Raw genomic sequence first — 21,162 nt, 5'->3', positions numbered from 1 at the left:
TTCCTTATGGAATGACTCCGTAGCTCAGTTGGTAGAGCAAATGACTCTTAATCATTGGGTCGAGGGTTCGAGCCCCTCCGGGGTCACAGACAACGGCGCCTGCATCACGATGCAGGCGCTTTTTTTTATGCCTTTTGCGCTCGGGGCTCTCCGCGGAAAAGGGGAGCGGCAGTGGAAAATCTTGGGCGTTTTGTCGACCACGCCTCTAAGCCGGAATTTGTAAAAATAGAAAAAATGTCTATTTTTGTTCAGAGCGAAGAGGCTGAACCTCTTCCCCGACAGCATCCCTGCTTGGGGTGATAGGGCTCTTTTTAATACCGGTTGATAAAAGGGGATATATGGACAGAAGCTATTACCTGGCACAAGATAAGGCCACCGATGTGTACCGCATGGTGCGTGCGTTTGTCATCTATTTGATTTTGATTTGCATTTTGCCGTGGTGCAACTTCGGATTGTGGAACCTGATCGACTACTCGTCGATGAAGGTCGGGCAGGTGCGGGAGCGGTCGCACGAGGTGACCTTGCGCTGGAGCACCGACTTGCGGGTTGTGGATGCCGACGGCCAGGAGCAGGTGCGGCGTTTGCCGGCCGGTACGCCGGTGCGGGTGTTGGCTATCTGCTACGACCTGCCCGACGAGCGGGTGCTGCTCAGTTACAAGCCGTGGGCCGAGTATCAGATAGAGTTGCGCGACGGAACGCGGGGGCTGGCTGTGGTGCCCGAGACGGCTACCGGGCTGGAGGTGAAGGTCGAGGTCGACGGTCGGCTGGAGCCTCGCCGGGTCGTGCGGGTGGAGCGGTTGGCCGAGAATCCCATGAAGTCGGAGACGAAACGGAGCGACTATCCCTACCTCTATGTGCTCGACAGCGGCGAGAAGCTGGCTTTCGAGCCTCTCTACTGGCCCATTCGCGGGCAGATGCCTGTCTATACCTGGCGCAGTTCCGATAAGGAGTATCTCATTGTCGACCGGCTGGCGGTCTTCGACCGGGACCTGAACCGGCTGAAGGGTGACAGTCTGGCAGCTATCGAGGCGTTGTACGAACCGGCGCAGAGCGTGGTGGTGAAGGGGAGCCGCAAGTATGCCTTCCTGCCCAGTGTCGATGTGTTGCAGAACGACTCGCTGCTGTACCGTACACTGATGCTCGTCTTCGAGAATGATACGTTGGCCGATTACCATATCTCGGGGCAGTCGACCCGGTCGTTGCCCTTCTTCTCGCACCTGATCAATTCGCACATTCGCTACAACCCCAACTATGTGCGGGCCGGTTATTATGCCGCCTATCCACTGGGCGAAGGGGTGGGGAGTCGGCTGCTGCCATTGTGGGCCGCGCGGGGTGTCGTGGGGTTGGCCGATGCCGCGTTGTTGCTGCTGTTGGCCTTCGTGGTGTCGTGGGGGCTGCGTCACACGGTCATCTATCTGCGCCCGCTCTCCAACCGGTGGCTCAAGGTGGTGGGCGTGTTGTGCATTCTGGTGGTCTATCACCTCTACCTCTTCTATTTCTCGATGGTGTCGGTCAACATGTTTTTCGTTTACGTAGCCTTGATTCTCTCGGCGATGTTCTGGAGTGCCGATGTCAATGGCCGTTGTCCCTACTGCCATACGGTCAAGGGGTTGAAGTTCCTGGGGCGGGGCGATTTGAAACGGGTCGTTACGGTCGATGAGTACGACGACAGCCGGCTGCTCTCGCGCAAGGTCGAGCGGCAGGGCGACAAGCTGGTCATCTCCGATACGGTCGACGAGTTTGTGACGCGCGAGACCTCGGTTGTCGAGCACTACTACTCCTACTACCGTTGCTCGTGCTGCAACCGGTCGGTACGGTTCAAGGGCAAGCGGCTGGTGGGGAAGGAGGTGACCTATCGCGACCGGGAGGGCCGAAAATAAAAAAAACACCTGCAAGCCGATTGCTTACAAGTGCGGACTTATATGTTGTTTTTGGTGAGTGGTGGGCGTTGACGGATTCGAACCGCCGACCCTCTGCTTGTAAGGCAGATGCTCTAAACCAGCTGAGCTAAACGCCCCTGTTTTGTTGCGGCTTGCGACCGCTGTCAGGGATTTTCTCCGGCCATCAAACGATTTTTTGTCTCTCGGTTGTCCGGCCTTGGTGGTGGGCGTTGACGGATTCGAACCGCCGACCCTCTGCTTGTAAGGCAGATGCTCTAAACCAGCTGAGCTAAACGCCCGGATTATTTTCCGAAAAGCGATGCAAAGGTAATACAATTTTTTTATTTGCAAAACAAAAACGAAAATTATTCGATAAAATTACGCAGGAAATCGTATTTTTGTGCTCTGTTTCATTCAAATCACAGGATTATGGAATTATCATCACTCACGGCTATATCGCCTATCGATGGCCGCTACCGCAACAAGGTGGAAAATTTGTCGCTTTATTTTTCGGAGTGGGCTCTTATCCGGTACCGGGTACGGGTCGAAATCGAGTATTTCATCGCGTTGTGCGAGTTGCCTCTGCCTCAGCTCAAGGGGGTAGACCACAACCTCTTCCCGGCTTTGCGGGCCATCTATCAAAACTTTACCGAGGCCGATGCCGCCCGGGTAAAGTCGATTGAGTCGGTCACCAACCACGACGTGAAAGCGGTCGAATATTTCTTGAAGGAGAAGTTCGACGAGTTGCACCTCGAGGCCTACAAGGAGTTCATCCACTTCGGCCTCACCTCGCAAGATATTAACAACACGTCGGTGCCCCTGTTGATAAAAGAGGCGTTGCACGACTGCTACATGCCGGTACTCGACGAGATGCTGTCGCTCATCAACCACTATGCCGAGGAGTGGAAAGATATTCCCATGCTGGCCAAGACGCACGGTCAACCGGCATCGCCTACCCGCCTGGGCAAGGAGATACGGGTTTTCGGATACCGTCTCGAGAAACAGATCGAGCTGCTCAAGGCTGTGCCCGTGAGCGGAAAGTTCGGCGGTGCCACGGGTAACTTCAACGCCCACCACTTTGCCTACCCCGACATCGACTGGCCTGCCTTCGGCAACCGTTTCCTGAAAGAACGCCTCGGTATCGAGCGCGAAGCCTGGACCACCCAGATTTCGAACTATGACAATCTGGCCGCCCTCTTCGACGCCCTGCGCCGCATCAATACGATAGTCATCGACCTCGACCGCGACTTCTGGCAATACATCTCGATGGAGTATTTCAAACAGAAAATCAAAGAGGGCGAGGTAGGTTCGTCGGCCATGCCTCACAAGGTGAACCCCATCGACTACGAGAACTCCGAGGGTAACCTGGGCCTGGCCAATGCCATTTTCGAGCACTTGGCCAAGAAGTTGCCCATCTCGCGTCTGCAACGCGACCTCACCGACTCGACCGTGCTGCGCAACGTGGGTGTGCCCTTGGCTCATACGCTCATTGCCTTCCACAGCACCATCAAGGGGTTGAACAAGCTGTTGCTCAACGAGACGGCCATCTACCGCGACCTCGACCAGATGTGGAACGTGGTGGCCGAGGGTATCCAGACGATTCTGCGCCGCGAAGGCTATCCGCACCCCTACGAGACGTTGAAGGCCCTCACCCGCACCAACTCGGTAGTCAATGCCGAGTCGATACGCGAGTTTATCGACACCCTCAACGTGTCGGAGTCGGTCAAGGAGGAGCTGCGCCGCATCACGCCGCACACCTACACCGGGTTCTAACAGGTACCGCCGGCCGGCACTCCTTGCAGGCTTTGTCGGGACCGACTTGAAAATACCCCGAAATATTCCCGATTCTTCGGCTTCCCCGTTTATCGTTACCTGGTGAGCGGAGCCGAAGAATCGTCGTTTTGGACCGTTGGGGCAAGGGCGGGCGAACAAACGCCCCGGGCTTTTGTTTTTTTTAAGAAGAAAACGATAACTTATTTGATTGTGAAAGAGATGAAATGAAAAATCATTTGTATCTTTGCCGGCAAATAAGGTAAAAAACAATCGATAAGAAAATAGAATTTTTTTAGTTAGGCCGAGAGGCTTGTATTTTTTAATTACAAACAATTCCTATGGAAAGCGAAAAAAGAGCTAAGCGCCCTCGTATCGGGGTATCGAACCGTGAAGGCATGACCGAACGATATGAGAAAGTAGAGTACAAAAGAGGTGGAGAAGAGGGTCACACCTCGTATGGTGCCAATACCGAAAGACCTCATTACTCCCGTAACAACTATGGTGAAGGAGGCAACCGCTCCTATACCAACGACCGTCCCAACAACTATGGGAACCGTCAGGGAGGCTATGGCCAGAATCGTCAGGGCGGGTATGGAAACAACCGTCAGGGTGGATATGGCAACAATCGCCGCAATACCTACAACAACGGGCCGCGGTACAACCAGGATTACAATCGCAACAACGAAGGGGGTGAGGGCTATCAACCGCGCTCTTATGGCGACAACGAGCGCCCCTACTATCCCAAACAGAATCGTCAGGGCGGCTACAATCAGAACCGTCAGGGCGGATATGGCAACAACCGTTACAACCAGAACCGGCCGCAACAACGCCGCAACAAGAACTACAACAGCCGTCCGCAACGCATCGAGTATGAGTTGCCCGAGGTAGATCCCAACGAACCGATTCGTCTCAACAAGTACATGGCCAATGCCGGTATCTGCTCGCGTCGTGAAGCCGACGAGTATATCCAGGCCGGCGAGGTGCTGGTAAACGGTGAGCCGGTGACCGAGCTGGGTACGAAGATTACCCGCAACGACACGGTGACCTTCCGTGGCAAGGTGGTTACGCTCGAGCGCAAAATCTATGTGCTGTTGAACAAACCCAAGGACTGCGTCACCACATCGGACGACCCGCAGGGCCGCCTCACCGTGATGGACATCGTGCGCAACGCCTGCACCGAGCGCATCTATCCCGTAGGCCGTCTCGACCGCAACACCACGGGTGTGCTGCTGCTCACCAACGACGGCGACCTGGCCTCGAAGCTCACGCACCCCAAGTTCATCAAGAAGAAAATCTATCATGTGTGGCTCGACCGCGACGTGAACGAGGAGGACATGCAACGCATCGCCGACGGTATCGAACTGGAGGACGGGCCCATACAACCCGATGCCGTGAGCTATGCCAATGATACCGACAAGAACCAGGTGGGCATCGAGATACACTCGGGCCGCAACCGCATCGTGCGTCGTATATTCGAGGCGCTGGGTTACCGGGTAGTCAAACTCGACCGGGTCTATTTTGCCGGTCTCACGAAGAAGAACCTGCAACGCGGCCGCTGGCGTTACCTCACGCAACAAGAGGTGAACATGCTGCAGATGGGTTCGTTTGAATAAGTAATATAACCGAAATAGCCGCACGCCCCGCTCGGGAAAACCGTTCGGGGCGGTGGTGCTTAAAACCAATAGATTGAAAGAGTATGGAAACAATGAAAAGGACCAAAGTCGTCGATGCCTTCGACGCATCTCTTTACGGGACGAAGATCAATGTGAAAGGCTGGGTGCGTACGCGCCGGGGCAATAAGCATGTCAACTTTATTGCACTCAACGATGGTTCTACCATTAAGAATATACAGGTTGTAGTCGACCTCTCGAAGTTTACCGAGGCCGAGATGAAACCCATCACGACCGGTGCCTGCATCAGTGTGATAGGCACGTTGGTAGAGTCGCAGGGCAAAGGTCAGCAGGCCGAGATTCAGGCCGAGAGCATCGAGCTCTACGGCGGTGCCGACCCCGATGTATATCCCTTGCAGAAAAAGGGACACACCCTCGAGTTCCTGCGCGAAATCGCCCACCTGCGTCCCCGCACCAACACCTTCGGTGCCGTGTTCCGCATCCGTCACCACTTGGCCTACGCCATTCACAAATATTTCAACGACCGCGGTTTCTTCTATCTGAACACGCCGCTCATCACGGCCAGCGACTGCGAGGGAGCCGGTGCCATGTTTCAGGTAACGACGCTCGACCTCAACAACGTGCCCCGTACCGAAGATGGTGCCGTAGATTACAGCGCCGACTTCTTCGGCAAACCCACCAGCCTCACCGTGTCGGGTCAGCTCGAGGGTGAGCTCGGTGCCATGTCGCTCGGTGCCATCTACACCTTCGGTCCCACCTTCCGCGCCGAAAACTCCAACACGCCGCGTCACCTGGCCGAGTTCTGGATGGTAGAGCCCGAGGTGGCCTTCAACGAAATCGAAGAGAACATGGACCTGGCCGAGGACTTCCTCAAGTACCTTATCCGCTACGCCCTCGACAACTGCCAGGACGACCTCGAGTTCCTCAGCCAGATGTACGACTCGGAGCTGATCGAGCGTCTGAAGTTTGTCGTCGAAAACGACTTCGTGCGCCTGCCCTACACCGAGGGTGTGAAGATTCTCGAAGAGTCGGGCCACAAGTTCGAGTATCCCGTCTACTGGGGTGCCGACCTGCAGAGCGAGCACGAGCGCTTCCTCGTCGAGGAGCACTTCAAGAAACCGGTTATCCTCACCGACTATCCCAAGGAGATCAAGGCCTTCTATATGAAACTCAACGACGACGGCAAGACCGTACGCGCCATGGATGTGCTCTTCCCCCGCATCGGCGAAATCATCGGTGGTTCGCAACGTGAGGAGAACTACGAGAAACTGCTCTCGCGTATCGAAGAGCTGCATATCCCCATGAAAGATATGTGGTGGTACCTCGATACCCGTCGTTTCGGTACCGCACCCCACTCGGGCTTCGGCCTCGGGTTCGAGCGTCTGGTACTCTTCGTAACCGGCATGACCAACATCCGCGATGTGATACCCTTCCCCCGTACGCCGAAGAACGCCGAGTTCTAAGCCGGGGCCTGCACAACGCAAGACCATACAAACAAGAGAGCCGCTTCGGGGAGATTCCCGGAGCGGCTCTCTTGTTTGGTCATGTTGATAATGGTTTTCTCTATATATTGGTCTTTAGATTACTCGATAGAATATCAAGGATTGTATACACGTGACGGTGAGATGCGGTTATTCGATTTTCTCCTCCCGTGCGTGACCTTATTTGAGGTCAAATGCCAGACCTATGTAAAGATTGACAGCTCCCAAGTTGCCGTTTATGTCATCGTCCACATATTTATGGTTGAATATGTCGGTATAGGGCAATGTGTAGTTCAATCCCAAATGAATTTTGTGGAGCACGATACCGGCTTGTACGGCCCAAGAGCTGTTGAAGATATTGAAGTAGTCATCGTTTAGAGTATCTTTCAAATCTTTTTTCTCTCCATTGTATTCGATGGTACCCCAATACCCGGCGAAATCGAAATCGAAATTGATACCAGTCTGCACATACAGACTGATTTTCGGAGTAAATCGATAGGTGTATCCGATAAAAACCGGGATACGATACCCCATGGTATTGTAAGAGGTTGTTACTGTTCTCCCGTTTATTTCTACCTCTTCTTTCCATCCTTTGAAGGGGAGTTCCATGCCTAAACCTGCATAGAAGTTCTTGTTTTTCCCGAAATAGGCTCCTGCTTGACAAAGCGAAATGATGCCGGTCGTTTTTCCTGAGACGTTGCTCTGATTTTCGAAGTATGAGCCGCCGAGTGTGTTGAACGAGATGGCTCCTCCTACCCGTATGAATCCTCCGGCGGGTTTGCTACTGTTGTCGTGGGAAGGGCTGTTTCCTGTATCGTTTCCCGCGCTGCTCCATTGGGCCGATGCCGACAGTGAGCCGATGAGGAGTATCATGATAATAAGAATCGATTTTTTCATGAATGAGTGTGTTTTAGTGTTGATGTATGTATTCCAGATTATGTTCAGCCTCTATAAGTCTCTTATTTCCTCCTGACCTTGATATTGAAGTTCAGACCTAAGCTGATGTTGAATGAGCTTATTTTTTAAAGATTGAAGTTCATACGCCATACGTTGAACAGACCTTTGGCCGTGCCTCGTTGCGAGAGGAAGTAGATGCTGCGGCCGTCGGGCGACCACACGGGGCAGCCATCGTTACCGGGGTGGAAGGTCAGTTGGGTGAATTGGCTTCCATCGATGCGGATTACAAAGATGTCGAGGTTTTGGACGCGTTTGTTGTTGGGATTGAAACTGTTGCCCATACACACAATCCATTGTCCGTCGGGTGAGATACGGGGTGTGGTGAAACTCTGGTCCTGACGCGAGAGGATAAGGGTTTCGATTCCGGTCTGGTAGTTTATCTTCCAGATTTCACCTATTCCCTTGTCGTTGAATCGGGTGCAAAGGAAGGCGTCGGGTTCGTTCTTTATCGGTTCGGGAGTACAGCCGTTGGAGTAATTGGTAAAGAGGTTATTCTCGCGATTGTAGCTCCAGATGCTGGAGTGTCCGTATTCTTGTCGGGAGAAGAATACGATGTTGGGATTATTGGCCGAGGCTTTGGGCGCCGCATCATAGGTGTTGCCAAAGGTGAGTTGGTTGAGCACGCTTCCGGCTTCGGCATTGATGCTGTATATCGAACTGGTGTTGTTGCGTTGTTCCGAGAAATAGATATATTGGCCGTCGGGCGACCAGGAGAGGTCGGTCACCCAGTTGCGGAAGGTGCGTTGCGTGGCACCGCTTCCGCCTCGTTCGGTGCTGGCCACCATGATATTGGTCTGCTTGTTTTTATAGGAGAGGTAGGCCATCTTACGGCCGTCTGGCGAGATGGCTACACACGGATTGACCCACCATTCGAATTTACCGTATTCGTTGCGGGTAGATATACCGTTGACGATGTCTCGATTTTCGTCGGTAAGTTTCTCGAAACGGATACCTCCTTCTTCGGGAACTGATACGTTGGAGTAGATGATTTGAGTGGTTGTACATTGTGAAAATAGCCAGATGCACAAGAGCCCCCAGCCGAAAAGTGTCGTTTTTCTATTCATCATGAACATGGTTTAAGTGTGTTTGTATTGTCAATGTTGTTTTAGAGCTTCCTTAAAAAAGGTCATCGACCGGTCTGCTATTCTCTTGGTGTGAAGAGATGGTTACTCACAGTCTGGGTACATTGCGAGATGGGGCAATGACGAAGAGACTTGCGATGATGATTCCGATATCTTTAGGTATTGGAAATCTTGATTAAGGATTATTAGCACAAAGAAATCAAAATAGAGCGAAAATTTCTTTTGATGAATGTCGGGATAATTGTACGGATATGTCGAAATAGTTGAACATAAACAAGGCTGCTATCGCTTCTTTTTATATTGCGACAGGTGCTGGCACAGGAGTTGTGCATCGACAATGCCCTCGACTTGAAGACTGATTTGGTAGATTGGAACTGGAGGTGTATGAGTTTGTATTTCAGGGGTATAGTATTCTTGGAAGAAGTCATAATGCAGCACTTCCGAAATGGCAACGAGGAGGTCGGTATCAATACTCTTACGTGAGAATATGTCGTAGACGGTACCGCGGGTGCGGTTGATACGGGCGGCAAACTCTGCAATCGAGAGTCCGCTCTCCTTAAAGCGTTCGTGAATGATATGACCAATGTGTATGTTCCTCATGTCGTTCGGCGAAATGTAAGCATTGGCCGGCTCTCGAGAGGATAGGGTAGGAGTTAAATAAACTACGTGGTCCTGCCCAGAGTTTGTCCAATAGAGGCCTTCGCATTGCCCAAGCATACAAACACGAACAAGCCCACGTAGATATATCTACATGGACGCTCGCTACATGTTCTCGATGCTTGTGTGAAAGTTGCGAAGTTTCTATTGGCAGAGAACGAAGCTAACGCTTATGTTATTTTTGTTATTTTATGGCATTCTTTCTTTTTCTGTTTCTGTTTGTCTATTTATCTATTATGTTGGTTATAAATATATTTTTGTTGCTATTCAAACTGTCTCCCGTTCCAGCGCAGGGTAATCGACTCGCGCAGGTAGGGCTTGAGGCGGTTGTAGGTTTCGCGGTCGAGATACTTCTCCCACGACTGGCTGGCGCATATCGAGCCATCGGACTCGAAGGTATACTCTACCAGGCAGATGTCGACCGGTCGCATCAGCTCCTCGCGTTGGGTTTTCGAGAGGCTGTCGGGGAAGAGAAAGAAATCGTCGCGGGTGGGCTGCTCGATATATTTCGAGGCGGGAAGCTCACGCCAGGCGCTGTCGAAGAACCGGATGCGGCTGTCGCCGGCCGGGGCATAGACCGTGTTGACCAGAGCAACGACAGAGTCGTTGCCGGTAGTCGTGTAGAGGTACAGGGCCATTCGGCTCTGCTCCGAGAGGTCGATGACGAGGCTCTGCTCCTGCAACTGGGTCATCTGAGCCTGGCCGCCGAGTTTGGTGGTGACTTGGGCCGACTGCCCGGCGTGGAAGAGGTCGATGAGGTCTTTGCGTCGATTGACTTCGAGCGAGGGTATCAGCGAGTCGGGCATGGCCGCAAAAAGTTGTGCCGCCGGTTCAACAGCCTGCGACATCAGCGCCGTAGCCACGGCCGAGAGGAAAAACAGTCTTCTTAGTTTCATGACAATGGTTTGAACAAAGTAGTGAAAGGAGAGCGCAGAAAGTCAAGTTTACTTGAACTTTTGCCGAGCCCTATCCTCTCTTCTACAAAAGTAGCTATTTCATTTTGAAGAGCAAGAAACCCGATGGCTATTTTGTGCCCAGATAGAGGAAGAACATACCCAGCAGCACCAGTATCAGGTCGAACGACTTGCTGCGGATATTCTTCTCCCTGAACAGGAAGGCACCGGCAATGAAGCTCACCACCACGCTGCTGCGACGCACCATCGAGACGATTGAAATCATCGAGTCGGGGTAGCTGAGGGCGTAGAAGTAGACAAAGTCGGCACAGACGAGAAAGAGCGAGATGAAGAATATCGAGGGACGCCACACAAACGGGGTCGTGTGCTTGCGCTGCGGATACCACAGCACCAGCAGTACGATGGCCATCATGGCCATCTGGTAGTACGAGTACCACACCTGCACGGTCATGCGGTCGAAGCCGTGCGACATGAGGTATTTGTCGTACAGTCCGCTGGCGGCTCCCGTGATGGTGGCCAGCACGATGAAGAGTATCCACAGGTTGTGGCGGAAGTTGATGCCCTCTTTCTTTCCCGAGAAGGAGAGCATGATGAACGAGACGATGGCCAGCAGCACACCTATCCACTGGTAGAAGTTGAGCCGTTCGCCGAAGATGAGCAACGCCCCGATGAGGGTGAGTATCGGCTGCGACGCCTTGATGGGGCCGGCTATGGTGATGGGCAGGTGCTTGGTGGCAAAGTAGGCACAGGTCCACGAGGTGAGTACCAGCGCCGCCTTGCCGATGATGAAGAGGTGCTCGCGCAGGGTCGAAGGGGGCACGTAGAACATCGAGTCGCGCATCAGATCGGGAAACCCGTAGGAGAGGATGATGAGCGGGAGGAACAGCAGGCTGCAGAAAAGGGTGTTGAGAAACAACACGGGAATGACGGCGTTGCCGTTGAGCGACGTTTTTTTACATACCTCGTAGCAGCCCAACAGAAAGGCCGAGAGAAAAGCAAGCGATAACCACATCTTTTTTTACCTTTTAAGTCTATTGACGTTGGACCCTTCGATGCCTCTCCGCCTGGGCGGGGATGGTCGGGGACCGCCTTTCTGCCACCACCGGGGTGGGGCGGTTTGCGAGTGCAAAGGTAGCTATTCTTTTCTCTGTATCATCTCTGTAAACCTAGATTTGTGTTATCTTTGCATCGCGTGTGGCAACGATGCCACGATAGAGAATAGAATTATGGAGCTGCTTTACATTCATTGGAATCCCGACCCGGTGCTCTTTTCGGTAGCGGGCATCGCTATACGTTGGTACAGTATCTTCTGGCTCATCGCCATTTGGGCGGGTTGCCAGGTGGTCTACAAACTGTATAAGCTGAAGGGGCTCCCGATGGATACGTTTCAGACCCTGTTCATGTACAGTTTTCTGGGTATTTTCATCGGTGCGCGACTGGGGCATTGTCTCTTTTACGAACCCGACTATTACCTGAGTCATCCGCTCGAAATCATTCTGCCCATACGCGCTCTGCCCGATGGCGGGTGGCGCTTCACGGGCTATGCGGGGTTGGCCAGTCACGGGGGCACGCTGGGGTTGATTATCGCTCTGGCCCTCTTCTGCCGCAAGACCAAGATACACTACCTCGATATTCTCGACATGATGGGTGTAGCCGCACCGGTGGCTGCCGGCTTTATCCGGCTGGCCAACCTGATGAACTCCGAAATCATAGGCATGCCGGCCGATGTGCCCTGGGCTTTTGTCTTCGAACGGGTGGATATGTTGCCTCGTCATCCGGCACAGCTCTACGAGGCGCTGGCCTATTTCATCTTCTTCGGAGTGATGGTGTGGGTGGCCTGGCTCCGGCGCGACCGTTGCGGTCGGGGCTTCTATTTCGGGCTCTGCATCACGCTCATCTTCCTCTTCCGCTTTTTCATCGAGTTCCTCAAGGAGCGCCAGGTCGATTTCGAAAGCGCCATGCCTATCGACATGGGTCAGGTGTTGAGCATCCCGTTTGTGGTGCTGGGGCTCTACTTCGTGATTACGCGGTGGAATAATCCCGCTGGTGGCCGATTGTCGCAACCGGGACAGAGAAAATCCTCGAAATAGTCGCTAAATCTCTTTCTTCAGATAAATCATGTCGACGAGCTGTCGGCCCCCCTCGAAGATGGGGTGAGGATAGTGGTCGGTAAAGAATCCGGGTATCCGGTGCGAATAACGGAATCCGCATCGTTCGTAAAAGGGGATGGTGAGGGGTGAATCGCCTGTACCAACTTGCAAGGTCGCTCCGCTGGGATAGAGGCTTTCCACATATTCGATAAGTTTGCGGGCATAACCTCGACGCTGGAACGGGGGACAGGTAGCCAGGTTCTTGATTTCGTAAAGTCCTTGCCCCTCTTGTGTGACGACGCAGATACTCTTCAACCCCTCGTCGTACAAGGCAAACATTTCTCCCCGGTCGAGGTAGCGCTCGATCATCATTTCGCTTTCGTCGGCCAACAGCAGCAGGTCGAGAAAATCTTTCTTCCGGTTTGTTATGTGTCTGATTTCCACGAGTCGGTTCTTTATCGGGGCAGAAACAGGTTGTCGGGGTAGGTGATGTCGTGCAGGAACAGCGCCTTGCCCGGTACCGAGGTGCCGGCGGCGCAGCGGTCTTTCTGTTCGATGATGCGGCAGAACCCCTCGACGGTGAGTTTGCCGCGCCCCACGTCGAGCAGGGTGCCTACGATGGCGCGCACCATGTTACGCAGGAATCGGTCGGCCGTGATGGTGAATACCTGTTGTTCCCCCTCGCGCTCCCAGCGGGCGAAGGTCACCCGGCAGTTGTTGGTCTTCACGTCGGTGTGCAGCTTGCTGAAGCTGGTAAAATCGGTGTATCGGTAGAGTTGCTCGGCCGCCTCGTTCATCCGGTCGAAGTCGAGCGTGCCGCGGTAGCGGCAGGCAAACGCCTCGAGAAAGGGCGACTTGTGGTCGATGAGGTAGTATTTGTAGGTGCGGCTGAGGGCGTCGAAACGGCTGTGAGCCTCGTCGGTAACAGGCCGTATGTCGTACACGGCCATGTCGGGGGGGAGCACCCGGTTCAGGCGGTCGGCTGTCTCGGCGGGGTTGTCGAGCGGAGCCGGGGTGTCGAAGTGGGCCACCATGAGCCGGGCGTTGACTCCGGCATCGGTACGGCCCGCCCCGGTGACCGGCGTCTCGCGCCGCAGCAGGGTAGCCAACGCCTTTTCGAGCTCGGCCTGTACGGTGATGCCGTTGGGCTGTATCTGCCAGCCGTGGTAGCGGGCACCGTTGAACGATAGGTAGATGAAGTAGCGTGGCATGAAGGTCTAAAAAAATAGAGATGGATTATCGGGCGGGGTTCGAGAGTGACGGCATGAGGAGTGTCTCCCCTTGCTCTGTGGCCCCTCCCCGGCCGATAATCCATCGGGTTGAGTTTAATCGTTTTCGAGATAGGTGTATCCGTAGAGGCCCGAGCGGTAGTTCGAGAGGAACTCACGACCCTCTTCGGGGGTGATGACTCCCGCCTTCATCGACGAGGTAACCCATGTCTCTACGCTGCGCACCAGTTTCTTGGGCGAGAACTGTACGTAGTCGAGCACCTCGGCCACGGTCTCGCCGTCGATTACCTGATCGATTTCGTAGCGGTCCTTGTACACGCTCACATGCACGGCGTTGGTGTCGCCGAAGAGGTTGTGCATGTCGCCCAGAATCTCCTGATAGGCACCTACCAGGAATACACCTATATAATAGGGTTCCTTGTTGTTAAGGGCATGCACGGCCAGATGCGAGTTGGAGCCGTGGGGCGAGATGAAGTTGTTGATCTTGCCGTCGGAGTCGCAGGTAATATCTTGTATGGTAGCCGTGCGGTCGGGACGTTCGTCGAGCCGGCTGATGGGCATGATGGGGAACAGCTGGTCGATCGACCACGAGTCGGGCAACGACTGGAAGAGCGAGAAGTTGCAGAAGTATTTGTCGGGCAACAGCTTCGAAATCTTGCGCAACTCTTCGGGGGCATGCTTCATGTCCGAGGCGATTTCGCTTACCTCGCGGGCTACCGACCAGAAGAGCTGTTCGATTTGGGCCCGGGTGCGCAGGTCGAGCAGTCCCAGGCCGAAGAGGTCGAGTGCCTCCTCGCGAATCTGCAAGGCATCGTGCCACGACTCGAGCAGGCGCGGCTGGTTCATGTTGTCCCAGATTTTATAGAGTTCATCTACCAGTTCGTGCGGGTTTTCGCCCAGTTCCTCCTTCTCGTCCCAGATGGGGAGCGAGGTAGTCTCGAGCACCTCGAATACCAGCACCGAGTGGTGTGCGGTGAGCGAGCGGCCCGACTCGGTGATGATGTTGGGTTGCGGCAGGTCGTTCTTGACACAGGCATCGACCAGCGCCGAAACCGAGTCGTTCACATACTCCTGTATCGAGTAGTTCATGCTGCTCTCGCTCGACGAAGAGCGGGTGCCGTCGTAGTCGACCCCCAGACCGCCGCCTATGTCGACAAACTCGACGTGGAAGCCCATGTTCTGGAGCTGTACGTAGAACTGCGAAGCCTCTTTCAGGGCATTCTTGATGCGACGTATTTTGGTTATCTGGCTACCGATGTGGAAGTGGATCAGCTTGAGGCAGTCGGTCATCTTGGTTCTTTCGAGGAAATCGAGAGCGTCGAGCAGTTCGCTGGAGTTGAGGCCAAACTTGCTGCCGTCGCCGCCGCTCTCTTCCCACTTGCCGCTGCCCGAGCTGGCCAGCTTGATGCGGATGCCGATGTTGGGGCGAATCTTCAGCCGTTTCGAAATGTCGGCGATGAGTTTCAGTTCGTTCATCTTCTCGACCACGAGGAAGATGCGGCGTCCCATCTTCTGGGCCAGCAGGGCCAGCTCGATGTAGTTTTCGTCCTTGTAGCCGTTGCAGATGATGAGCGAGTTTTTGTCGGTATTGATGGCCAGCACGGCGTGGAGCTCGGGTTTCGAACCGGCCTCCAGCCCGATGTTGAATTTCTTGCCGTGGCTCACGATCTCCTCGACCACCGGTCTCATCTGGTTCACCTTGATGGGATAGATGATAAAGTTCTGGGCCGTGTAGCCATACTCGTCGGCCGCCTGTTTGAAGCATTTCGAGATTTTCTCGATACGGTTGTCGAGAATATCGGGGAAACGCAGCAGAACGGGTGCCGTTACGTCGCGCACCTGCAACTCGTCCATCAGCTCCTTCAGGTCGACCGAGGCATAACCCTCGCGGGGCGTTACAGCCACGTGACCCTTTTCGTTGATTGAAAAATATTTCAGGCCCCAACCGTTGATGTTGTACAGTTCGGCAGAGTCCTCAATACGCCATTTTCTCATTTCTTATAAACAGGTTGAATAAAAGGTATTATAAAAAACATACAGTGAGCAAAAATACGGATAATAATTGAATAGAGAAAATGGAAAAGGGCGTACATTGTTCCCGGTGATAAGGTTTTTTTGTATACTTGTCGGGAATTTCGGGTAATATGCCTGTTTTTGCATATATATAATATAAGTGGTGTGTCGGCCCCCCTCCGTCTCCTTCCGGGAGGAGTGGTCGAAAGGTTTGGAAAAAGAGAAAAGTTTCGATAGGTTCAAGACGAGACTAATGTGTTAAAATGTGTTATTTCTAAAATTTGTTGTAGTCTTTTCGGACCCCTTGAGGCTATACAACAACAAAGAAGATTCTTTATCGAGCATACACGTTTTGACCTTAGTCTTTGATTGGTAAGAGAAGGTTCTATGAAAAAGGAAGTGGATAGTGAGACTTTAAAAGGATTGAAGGAGGGTAAGATTTCCTCTTTTGAATCGATATATCAATACTATTCGGGGAGGGTGTATAATTTCATCAACTCCATAGTAAAAGATCGTATTCTCTCTAAAGATTTGACTCAAGACGTGTTTATGCAAATCTGGGATAAACGCAGAGGCATACTCTGCGACGGGAATTTCGATTCCTATATCTTCACTATTGCCCGCAATAGGGTGTATCATTACATCAAGCGGGAGATGTGGATTCAGCAATACTTCGAGGCCGAGGCCAAGGAGCAGTCGCTCGAGGAGAAAGACGATGCCGATCACGAATTGGACAATCTGTTGCTCGAAGAGTATATTTTGAAATTGATCAGTGAGTTGCCCGAGTCGCGCCGCCGCATTTTCATGATGTACTGGAAAGAGGAGCTCAACTATATGGAGATTGCCAGGCAGTTGTCGATTTCGGAGAAAACGGTGGCTACTCAGGTACAACGCTCGTTGCAGTTCTTACGGTCGAAGATGCGTTATGTAGCCTTGGGGTTGTTGCTGATGAGTGTAGTGTGTGATACGTTTTTTGAAGTGTTAGATAGAGTTTTTTAAGTATGAAGAGAATGGAAAATATGGACTCGGAGCGGTTTATCGAAATGATGGAGCGATACCTTCGCCACGAAGCGACAGACGAAGAGAAGGTCGAACTGTCGCAATGGATCGGGACGTCTCGGATGCAGCGTGCCCTGGACGGGAAGTATACCGATTTGTGGCACTCGGTTTCGCCCGAACTCGATAGCGATACCCGCAGCGAGATGTGGCAGAACCTGTCGCAACATATCCGGGAGGAGCGTGCGATAGGCCGTCGGCAGGTGATGAAAACAATTTGTAAGATTGCGTCGGTCGTATTGTTGCCCGTAGCCGTATTTCTTGCCGTGGTCGCCTATTACGAGGGCGGACAGGCCAAGAGCGATACCACACCCTTCTCGTTTGTCGTCGATTCGGGACAAAAGGCCAGCATGACTCTTCCCGACGGGACCAAAGTGTGGCTCAACTCGGCCAGCAAACTGAGCTATTATCCTTCGTACAATCGGGACGATCGGCGGGTATTCCTGACCGGCGAGGCCTACTTCGAGGTGGCCAAGAATCCCGATAAGAAATTTGTAGTCGCATGCCAGGGCGTGGAGGTCGAGGCCCTGGGTACCACTTTCGACGTGAAGGGCTATGACGATGACGCTATGGTGTCGACCTCGCTGATCGAAGGTTCGGTGCGGGTTTCGCACCAAAATCAGTCGGTATTGCTTGCTCCGAGCGAGGAGGCATCGTTTGACAAAACGAAGTTGGTGTTTGCCAAATCGAAAATCGAGGATAGCCGGCAAGTCGATTTCTGGCGCCGGAATATCCTCTACTTCCGCTCGGCTACGCTGGCCGAGATAGCCAAGACCATGGAACGACTCTACGGAGTCTCGGTAGAGTTCGAGTCGGACGAATTGAAAAACATCTCCTTCTCGGGAAGCATTCGCAACAACAGTCTCACGAATGCCTTCTACATCATCAGCCTCACCTATCCGCTCACCTACGAAATCGATCGCGATGTCGTGAAGATAGGACTGAAGCAGTGACCCTGTTCGAGCATTTATGTTACCATATAATTGTTTGACGAATAATCTTTTATACTGTTTTACCATGAATATGTATTGGAATCATTCCCCCGATTGGGGGCGATAACCGTTTGCCAGGCAGTCGGTTAAAACCATCACAAATGCTTTTTGTGGATAGAGTGTATTGTTATCCTATGTCTAATATCGAAATTTTAATTAGTAATGTTGAAACACACCAACTGGGCATTACGAATATGCTTATTGAGTTTCATTACCCTCGTATCGGTAATGAATGTAAAAGCCCAAATCACATTTAATGCCTCGAATAAGTCTATCAAAGAGGTAATCGAGATGATTGAGGAAAAAGCCGATTACAGCTTTTTCTACTCCGATGAGCTGTCGGATTTGAATCGTAAGGTCAACTTGTCGTTTCACGACGAGAATATAGAAAATGTATTGAGAACCCTGTTCAAAGGTACGAATATCGTTTATAAAATCGAAGGCGACAAACAGGTCGTGCTCTCCCTGCAGTCGACTTTGAAAAAAGCAAAATCAAACAAGTCTGTAAGCGGAAAGATTGTCGACACGGAGGGTAACCCCTTGATTGGGGTTTCGATTGCCGTCGACAACGGTACGCGTGGAACCATGTCCGATGTAGACGGAAACTGGAAACTCGAGGCCCCCGAGGGCAGCCTCTTGACCTTTTCGTACATCGGCTATAACACCCACACGTTGAGAGTCGGCAGCAAAGATGTCTATACCGTATCGATGAGCGAAGACAACCAACTGCTCGACGAAGTGGTGGTGATTGGTTACGGTTCGATGAAACGGAAAGATATTACCACGGCCGTATCGGTCGTATCGACTTCCGATATTGACGAGCGCCCCATTGTCGACGCAGCACAGGCTCTCCAGGGTAAAGCGGCCGGTATTCAGGTAGTGCAACCTTCGGGTGCTCCCGGTTCGGGCATGAGCATTCGTGTGCGTGGTGCTACGTCGGTACAGGCTTCGAACGAACCATTGTATATTGTCGACGGTATGCCCAGCGACGATATATCGGGTCTGAACCCGGGCGACATCGAGAGCATGCAGGTACTGAAAGATGCTTCGTCGGCTGCCATTTACGGAGCCCGGGCCGCCAACGGTGTCGTATTGATTACCACCAAGCGGGGCGAGATAGGCAAACCTCAGGTCAAACTCAGTGCCTATGCCGGTATCTCCCGGCTGGGGAAAAAGATCGACGCCCTCAATACCGAGGAGTATAAGGATTTGATGAAGGAGTTGAAGAAATATTCCAACGTAGCCCCTACGATTCCCGAGGATGAGCACCGCTATGTCGACTGGACCGACATGTTTTTCAAAACCGGTATCAATCAGAACTATCAATTATCGGTCTCGAACGGAACCGACAAACTGAAATATTTCATTTCGGGCGGATATACCGACGAGAAAGGTATCGTGAATAAAGCCTATTTCAAACGCTACAATTTCCGTAGCAATATCGACAGCCAACAGACCAATTGGTTGAATATCGCCCTCAACCTGGCCTACTCCAATACCGAGGGGCGCGAGGTTTACGAGAGCCGCAGCTCCATGCGTGCGGGTTCTATTCTTTCGGTCATCAATACCCCGCCGTTCATGCAGGAGTGGGACCCCGAGAATCCCGGTCAATACGACGAGTCGGCCTATGGTTCCCGCATCCTGAACCCGCTGGCTGCCAATGCTGCCGACAACGTGACTTCGACCGATTATCTGAAAGGGTCGCTGGCTCTTACTATCGACCTGTACAAAGGGTTGAAATTCAAAACTATGTTTGGTATCGACCTGACCAATACCCGTTGGGATTTTTATCTGGATCCCCACTCTACCTCCGACGGACGTTCGACCAAAGGTCGTGTCGAAGAGAGCTACTCGCGTAATTTCGAATGGCTGTTCGAAAACATTCTCACCTATGATTGCTCGATCAACAAACACAACCTCTCGTTGATGGGTGGTGCTACCCAACAACGCTCCCAATACAATGGAGCCTGGCTGGCCGGATTCGACCTTCCCGACTCTTACCCCGACCTTCATTCGATAGCTGCCGCCAACCAGATAGACAAGGATGCCACTGGCTCTTCGGCTTCGGCCTGGACGTTGGCTTCGTTTTTGGGTCGTGTTGCCTACAACTACGACAGCCGCTACCTGTTGACCATGAACTTCCGTGCCGATGGTTCTTCGCGCTTTGCTCCGGGTCATCGTTGGGGTTACTTCCCTTCGGTTTCGGCCGGATGGCGCATGTCGAGCGAATCGTTCATGGAGTCGCTTGCCGACGTGGTCGACGATTTGAAAATACGTGTGGGCTGGGGTATGAACGGTAACCAGAGCGGGATAGGCAACTACGCCTATCTGGCCGGTATGACTGCCAGCAAGGTAGCCCCCACGACCGACAATCTCTATCCGGGATTGGCCATCACGCCCTATTCGGCCGCCAATACCGAGCTTACCTGGGAGAAGACCATGCAGTGGAATGCCGGTATCGACTTCTCGGCCTTTGATTCGCGCCTGACCCTGTCGGTCGATGCCTACTACAAGCGCACGACCGACCTGCTGCTCACCGTGAGCCTGCCCGACAACGTGAACCTCCCCGGCGGTATTACCCGCAACGATGGTGAGATGACCAACAAAGGTATTGAGTTGAACCTCTCTTCTCAAAACTTCAGAGGCGAGTTTCAATGGAATACCGATTTCAATATTTCGTTCAACAAAAATAAGCTGACCAAGCTGGGCCTGAACAAGGTGTACTACTATGCCGAGATGTATGAGACCAAAGAGAATGCCATCATCTTGAAAGAGGGCTTGCCTCTGGGTACCTTCTTCGGCTATGTATCGGAGGGTGTCGACCCCGAAACGGGAAATATCATCTACAAAGACCTGAACAACAACGGTGTGTTCGACCCGGGCGACCGTACGACTATCGGTTGCGCACAACCCGATTTTATTTATGGTATGACCAATACCTTTTCGTACAAAGGGATAGGCCTCTCGATTTTCTTGCAGGGAAGCCAAGGCAACGACATCTTCAATGCCTCGCGTATCGATACCGAGGGTATGTTCGACTTCCGCAACCAGTCGAAGGCCGTGCTCGACCGCTGGAAACGTCCGGGTATGATTACCGATATACCCCGTGCCGGCTCTATCGACAACAGCCACAACTCGACTCGCTTTGTCGAAGACGGTTCGTATCTGCGGTTGAAGACTTTGACTCTGTCGTATGACTTCGACCGGAAGCTGCTGCGCAAGATGCACCTCTCCAAACTGCAGTTCTATGTAACCGGGCAAAATCTGTTGACCTTCACCAATTACAGCGGATACGACCCCGAAGTAAATGCCTATGGTGCCGATGCGGTAGCTCTGGGTGTAGACTACGGAACTTATCCTCAATCGAAAGCTGTGATCTTTGGTCTGAATGTTGAATTTTAAATGAT

Annotated in this window: 16 protein-coding genes and 3 tRNA genes; 9 read left to right on the top strand and 10 right to left on the bottom strand. The window is 52.7% G+C overall.

Features of this window, described 5'->3' with window-relative positions; translation table 11 throughout:
- The first annotated feature begins 13 nt into the window (after positions 1–13).
- Both ABGT88_RS13695 and ABGT88_RS13690 read left to right on the top strand, forming a co-directional pair.
- Positions 14–86: transfer RNA gene (locus tag ABGT88_RS13695), tRNA-Lys, on the top strand.
- Positions 87–338: 252 nt separating this feature from the next.
- Positions 339–1,880 (top strand): hypothetical protein, encoded by a 1,542-nt coding sequence (locus ABGT88_RS13690; RefSeq protein WP_346702663.1) that lies wholly within the window; start codon positions 339–341, stop codon positions 1,878–1,880.
- Positions 1,881–1,939: 59 nt separating this feature from the next.
- Here ABGT88_RS13690 and ABGT88_RS13685 read toward each other — a convergent pair.
- Both ABGT88_RS13685 and ABGT88_RS13680 read right to left on the bottom strand, forming a co-directional pair.
- Positions 1,940–2,017: transfer RNA gene (locus ABGT88_RS13685), tRNA-Val, on the bottom strand.
- Positions 2,018–2,101: 84 nt separating this feature from the next.
- Positions 2,102–2,179 (bottom strand) — tRNA-Val (locus ABGT88_RS13680).
- A gap of 130 nt (positions 2,180–2,309) precedes the next feature.
- On the opposite strand from ABGT88_RS13680, the gene purB reads away from it, so the two are divergent.
- The 3 genes from purB to asnS all read left to right on the top strand — a co-directional run bounded on the left by purB (position 2,310) and on the right by asnS (position 6,747).
- Complete coding sequence (gene purB, locus ABGT88_RS13675) at positions 2,310–3,653, top strand: adenylosuccinate lyase (RefSeq protein WP_087409228.1); 1,344 nt, start codon at positions 2,310–2,312, stop codon at positions 3,651–3,653.
- Positions 3,654–3,991: 338 nt separating this feature from the next.
- Complete coding sequence (locus ABGT88_RS13670) at positions 3,992–5,266, top strand: pseudouridine synthase (protein WP_346702661.1); 1,275 nt, start codon at positions 3,992–3,994, stop codon at positions 5,264–5,266.
- A gap of 83 nt (positions 5,267–5,349) precedes the next feature.
- Positions 5,350–6,747, top strand: a complete 1,398-nt coding sequence (gene asnS / locus ABGT88_RS13665; RefSeq protein WP_087409230.1) for an asparagine--tRNA ligase — start codon at positions 5,350–5,352, stop codon at positions 6,745–6,747.
- A 198-nt stretch (positions 6,748–6,945) separates the two neighbouring features.
- On the opposite strand, the gene ABGT88_RS13660 is transcribed toward asnS, so the two are convergent.
- The 5 genes from ABGT88_RS13660 to ABGT88_RS13640 all read right to left on the bottom strand — a co-directional run bounded on the left by ABGT88_RS13660 (position 6,946) and on the right by ABGT88_RS13640 (position 11,387).
- Complete coding sequence (locus tag ABGT88_RS13660; RefSeq protein WP_258326740.1) at positions 6,946–7,662, bottom strand: hypothetical protein; 717 nt, start codon at positions 7,660–7,662, stop codon at positions 6,946–6,948.
- A 125-nt stretch (positions 7,663–7,787) separates the two neighbouring features.
- Complete coding sequence (locus tag ABGT88_RS13655) at positions 7,788–8,789, bottom strand: hypothetical protein (protein ID WP_346702658.1); 1,002 nt, start codon at positions 8,787–8,789, stop codon at positions 7,788–7,790.
- Between the two features lie 297 nt (positions 8,790–9,086).
- Positions 9,087–9,404: a helix-turn-helix transcriptional regulator gene (locus tag ABGT88_RS13650; RefSeq protein WP_258326737.1), complete on the bottom strand. Its 318-nt coding sequence runs from the start codon at positions 9,402–9,404 to the stop codon at positions 9,087–9,089.
- 320 nt (positions 9,405–9,724) lie between these two features.
- Positions 9,725–10,357, bottom strand: a complete 633-nt coding sequence (locus ABGT88_RS13645; RefSeq protein WP_346702656.1) for a DUF3256 family protein — start codon at positions 10,355–10,357, stop codon at positions 9,725–9,727.
- A 127-nt stretch (positions 10,358–10,484) separates the two neighbouring features.
- The gene (locus ABGT88_RS13640) at positions 10,485–11,387 is read right to left on the bottom strand and encodes a DMT family transporter (RefSeq protein WP_289540001.1); all 903 of its coding nucleotides are present in this window, start codon (positions 11,385–11,387) and stop codon (positions 10,485–10,487) included.
- 214 nt (positions 11,388–11,601) lie between these two features.
- Between ABGT88_RS13640 and lgt the strand changes: the two genes are divergently transcribed.
- Positions 11,602–12,465 carry a prolipoprotein diacylglyceryl transferase gene (gene lgt, locus ABGT88_RS13635; RefSeq protein ID WP_087409233.1) on the top strand — a complete coding sequence of 288 codons (864 nt, stop codon included), beginning with the start codon at positions 11,602–11,604 and terminating at the stop codon, positions 12,463–12,465.
- A gap of 3 nt (positions 12,466–12,468) precedes the next feature.
- Here lgt and ABGT88_RS13630 read toward each other — a convergent pair whose 3' ends face one another.
- The 3 genes from ABGT88_RS13630 to speA all read right to left on the bottom strand — a co-directional run bounded on the left by ABGT88_RS13630 (position 12,469) and on the right by speA (position 15,689).
- Positions 12,469–12,909 (bottom strand): N-acetyltransferase, encoded by a 441-nt coding sequence (locus tag ABGT88_RS13630; RefSeq protein WP_300131325.1) that lies wholly within the window; start codon positions 12,907–12,909, stop codon positions 12,469–12,471.
- Positions 12,910–12,920: 11 nt separating this feature from the next.
- Complete coding sequence (truA, locus tag ABGT88_RS13625; protein ID WP_087409235.1) at positions 12,921–13,676, bottom strand: tRNA pseudouridine(38-40) synthase TruA; 756 nt, start codon at positions 13,674–13,676, stop codon at positions 12,921–12,923.
- A 114-nt stretch (positions 13,677–13,790) separates the two neighbouring features.
- The gene (gene speA / locus ABGT88_RS13620) at positions 13,791–15,689 is read right to left on the bottom strand and encodes a biosynthetic arginine decarboxylase (RefSeq protein ID WP_087409236.1); all 1,899 of its coding nucleotides are present in this window, start codon (positions 15,687–15,689) and stop codon (positions 13,791–13,793) included.
- 405 nt (positions 15,690–16,094) lie between these two features.
- Between speA and ABGT88_RS13615 the strand changes: the two genes are divergently transcribed.
- From ABGT88_RS13615 to ABGT88_RS13605, 3 genes are all read left to right on the top strand, one after another.
- Positions 16,095–16,706, top strand: coding sequence for an RNA polymerase sigma-70 factor (locus tag ABGT88_RS13615; protein WP_298662772.1), 612 nt, complete (start codon positions 16,095–16,097; stop codon positions 16,704–16,706).
- Between the two features lie 2 nt (positions 16,707–16,708).
- Positions 16,709–17,716, top strand: coding sequence for a FecR family protein (locus tag ABGT88_RS13610; protein ID WP_087409238.1), 1,008 nt, complete (start codon positions 16,709–16,711; stop codon positions 17,714–17,716).
- Positions 17,717–17,983: 267 nt separating this feature from the next.
- The gene (locus ABGT88_RS13605; protein WP_346702889.1) at positions 17,984–21,157 is read left to right on the top strand and encodes a TonB-dependent receptor; all 3,174 of its coding nucleotides are present in this window, start codon (positions 17,984–17,986) and stop codon (positions 21,155–21,157) included.
- The last annotated feature ends 5 nt before the right edge of the window (positions 21,158–21,162 follow it).

The organism is Barnesiella sp. An22 (assembly GCF_963931395.1).
Lineage (GTDB): Bacteria > Bacteroidota > Bacteroidia > Bacteroidales > Barnesiellaceae > Barnesiella > Barnesiella merdigallinarum.
This window is presented reverse-complemented; position numbering and strand designations above follow the sequence as displayed.